Source organism: Chitinophaga sp. (genome assembly GCF_036566945.1).
In the GTDB taxonomy this organism is placed as follows: Bacteria; Bacteroidota; Bacteroidia; order Chitinophagales; family Chitinophagaceae; genus Chitinophaga.
Genome location: NZ_DATCVJ010000903.1, coordinates 1 through 3613, shown reverse-complemented (window position 1 = coordinate 3613; position 3613 = coordinate 1). Strand labels below are relative to the sequence as shown.

Annotated in this window: 3 protein-coding genes; all 3 read left to right on the top strand. The window is 46.5% G+C overall.

The window, feature by feature from the left end; genetic code table 11:
- Window positions 1–31 precede the first annotated feature (31 nt).
- The 3 genes from VIP81_RS27185 (at window position 32) to VIP81_RS27175 (ending at window position 3144) form a co-directional block, all read left to right on the top strand.
- A complete protein-coding gene (locus tag VIP81_RS27185) occupies window positions 32–589 on the top strand; it encodes an RNA polymerase sigma-70 factor (protein ID WP_331968808.1) in 558 nt (185 codons plus the stop codon).
- Between the two features lie 110 nt (window positions 590–699).
- Window positions 700–1890: a FecR family protein gene (locus VIP81_RS27180; RefSeq protein WP_331968805.1), complete on the top strand. Its 1191-nt coding sequence runs from the start codon at window positions 700–702 to the stop codon at window positions 1888–1890.
- A gap of 6 nt (window positions 1891–1896) precedes the next feature.
- Entirely contained in the window at window positions 1897–3144 is a 1248-nt protein-coding gene (locus tag VIP81_RS27175; RefSeq protein WP_331968802.1) for a glycoside hydrolase family 71/99-like protein, read from the top strand.
- Window positions 3145–3613: the final 469 nt, after the last annotated feature.

Sequence of the window (3613 nt, the reverse complement as noted above, 5' to 3'; positions counted from 1 at the left end):
AAATATTATCTTTAGCCCATATTGATTTTATATGCAGGCTTCCCGTGTGCAACATATTGACATCAGCGTATTTAACGGGTTGTTCGATAAATACAAAAACCGGCTATACGGCTATATATTGTCGCTCACTCATTCCGAGTACTATGCAGAAGAAATCACGCAGGAAATCTTTATTAAGATCTGGATCTCCCGCGACTTGTTGGCAAAAGCGGAAAACCTGGAACACTATCTCTTCACCATGGCCCGCAACCGCACCATTTCTTTTTTAAGAGGAGCGGCGGTAGACATGAAAGTGTTGCAACATTTGCAATCACAGATGAATACCGATGGCAATCCTGCGGAAGACCGGCTCGCCAGGCAGGAGTACGATAAACTCCTGTTGCAGGCGGTGGCACAACTCAGTCCACAGCGTAGAACCGTGTACCAGCTGAGCAGAGACAAAGGACTGACCCTCGATGAAATTGCCACGCAGATGGGCATTTCCCGCAACACCGCTAAAAATCACCTCATGGCTGCCCTGCAATTTATTCGCAGCTTTCTTTCCACACATCAGATGGAACTGCTCTTGTTTTTTTGGTTCTATTCCTGAACGGAGCAGTTCCAAAAAAAAAGTGCAGTGGCATTAGTCCTGATTCTTATTTGCTGCGTCTACTGTATGCGGGCATTTATTGTGAAAATTGACAGGAGCAAATAAACAGCATGGCATCATCGGAAAGATTATCCTTATTATTTGATCGCTACCTCCGCCGGGCATGTACTCCCGACGAAGTAAAGGAGCTGGTATCACTACTGCAGGACCCTGCAGCAGCCGAAACCCTGTCGCCCGCCATGGCGGCGCTCTGGGAGCGTATACGCGAAGAGGACTTTAGCTATCCGGTTAATTGGCAGCAGGTATATGAAACAGTTACTTATACCGCTGTTGAAGACATAGAACAGCCGATGACCACGCGACGCAAATGGTGGTGGCCGGTGGCAGCCGCCGTATTGGCGATCGTAGTGGCAGTAAGTGGCTACCTGTTTTTCATCTCCCGAAAATATACCCCCGCTGTAGTAGCATTGCCAACGCAGCCAGCCTATAAAAATGATGCGGCTCCCGGTAGTCATCAGGCAGTGCTGACACTGGGTAATGGTACTACCATCGTATTGAATGATGTACAGAACGGTGTCCTCACAGAGCAAGGTGGCGTTAGCATCCGGAAAACAGACAGCAGTCTGCTCACCTATGAAGCGAATACGCAGGTCCCTGCAACGGAGGTCACCTATAATAGATTAACGACCCCATTAGGGGGCACCTTCCGTGTGCAGCTGCCCGATGGCAGTAAGGTATGGCTCAATGCCGGATCTTCTTTAGTGTATCCCGTGCCCTTTACCGGCAGACAACGGGAGGTAGTCCTCACGGGCGAGGCATATTTCGAAGTAGCACATAATGCCAGGATGCCATTCCGGGTGAAGGCGAATGATGTGCTCACGGAAGACCGTGGTACCATCTTTAATATAATGGCCTACGCCGATGAAGCAGCGGTGAAAACCACTTTGCTGGAAGGCCAGGTGATCGTTACCCGCAACACGCAGGCGATGCCACTGCTGCCAGGTCAACAGGCGCTTGCAGGGCCCGAAGCAGCCATGAAAGTAGTGACCGTAGATACAGATGACGTGGTGGCCTGGAAGAATGGAGAGTTTTCGTTTAGCCATAACAGTATCTATGAAATCATGCGGCAAATATCCCGCTGGTATAAGGTGGAGGTAACCTTTCAAGGCGTGCATGACGTATACCTGAGCGGCAATATCAGCAAGTCGGTATTGCTGTCAGAAGTATTGAAAATGCTGGAGCTGGCAGGAGAAGTGAAGTTTAAAATACAGGATAACACCGTGACAGTTATTAAATTATAGCATCGGATGAAGACGATTAAGCAGACAGGTTTTTTATTGATGTGCAGTCTTTGGTGCTGCATGCTGGCATTTGCACAAAGGGCGCCGAAATATCCCACCTATAAAGGATTGGTGATGGCAGGTTACCAGGGTTGGTTTAATACGCCCGGCGACAGCGCTGGCAGAGGATGGCATCATTATGAAAGAAGAGGAATCTTCAAACCGGGATCCTGCGAGATAGATTTCTGGCCGGATGTAAGTGAATACAAAACCACTTATCCTACCGATTTTAGTTTCGCTGATGGTACGCCGGCAGCAGTTTTTAGTCCACACGACGCCTCCACGGTAGCCGTACATTTTAAGTGGATGAAAGACTACGGTATCGACGGTGTATTCATGCAGCGCTTTGTAGCAGAAATCAGAAATCCCAGTGGCAAACGCCATTTTAATACGGTACTGGATAATGCCATGTCGGCCGCAAAAAAATACAATCGCGCTATCGCCGTGATGTATGACCTCAGCGGCATGCGCCCCGGGGAAGAGCAGCTGGTACTGAACGACCTCGACGAACTAACCGCAAAGTACGATTTGTTACATGGCAGCAAAAGCCCTACCTACCTGCATCACAACGGAAAGCCATTTATTGTGATCTGGGGAGTAGGCTTTAACGATCGCCGCGCATATGGTTTAAAAGAAGCAGAAACATTGCTGGATGCCATGAAGGCAAAGGGCTTCAGCGTGATGTTGGGCGTACCTACTTACTGGCGGGAGCTGAGACAGGATGCGGTCAGCGATGAAGGGCTGCATCGCCTGATCAGAAAATCGGATGTGATCATGCCCTGGTTTGTAGGCCGGTACAACGGTAAAAGCTATGATGCCTTTAAAGGATTGGTGAAAGAAGATATTGCCTGGTGTAAAAATAATAGAGTGGATTATGTGCCGCTGGCCTTTCCTGGGTTTTCCTGGAAAAACATGAACGGCCCCCAAGCCAATACCATCCCCAGAGAGCGGGGTACCTTTTTCTGGCGGCAGATCGCCGCTGCTAAAAATGCCGGTGCAGAGATGTTGTATGTCGCCATGTTTGATGAAATGAATGAAGGTACTGCTATCTTTAAATGTGCTACCGATGACCGTTTGCCGTTAAATGGAGAAGGTTCTTTTACTGGTATTGAAAAAGACCTGGGCAGTGATTATTACCTGTGGCTAACGGGGCAGGCTGCACACTGGTTTAAAGGAAAAGGGATGTATAGTGATCAGGTTCCTGTACGAAAATAATTCCGCGTTATGTATATGAAAAGATGGACGAGTACTGGTGATCAGAAAAGATGAAGGTCATTTCCTGAATGAAAGCGATATAGCCGTTGTACAGGATTATATGGATACCGTACTGTCAGCAAAACGATGGTGAATATAACAGCAAAGGGGATACGAAAAGTATTTTTTACGGGTATTAATATGTAAGAAATACACAGTGCTAGTTTTTCATTTTTTTTAATAATGATGCCGTTTTTTATGCCCTGTTTTATTACTGAGAGATGTTATTTTATCCTTTATCTGGTACGGTATTCAGCGGATTATTTTATGCAAAATAAATTGGCAAATTTTTCGTTAAAACTTTGGATTTTAGAATAACACATCGTATTTTAGTAGTGTTAAAACGTTTTAGCATCCCAATCAATTAAAATTTAAAGCATTCCAGGATTATGATGTAGTATTTACTTTGGTTAGAAGAAAACATTCCACG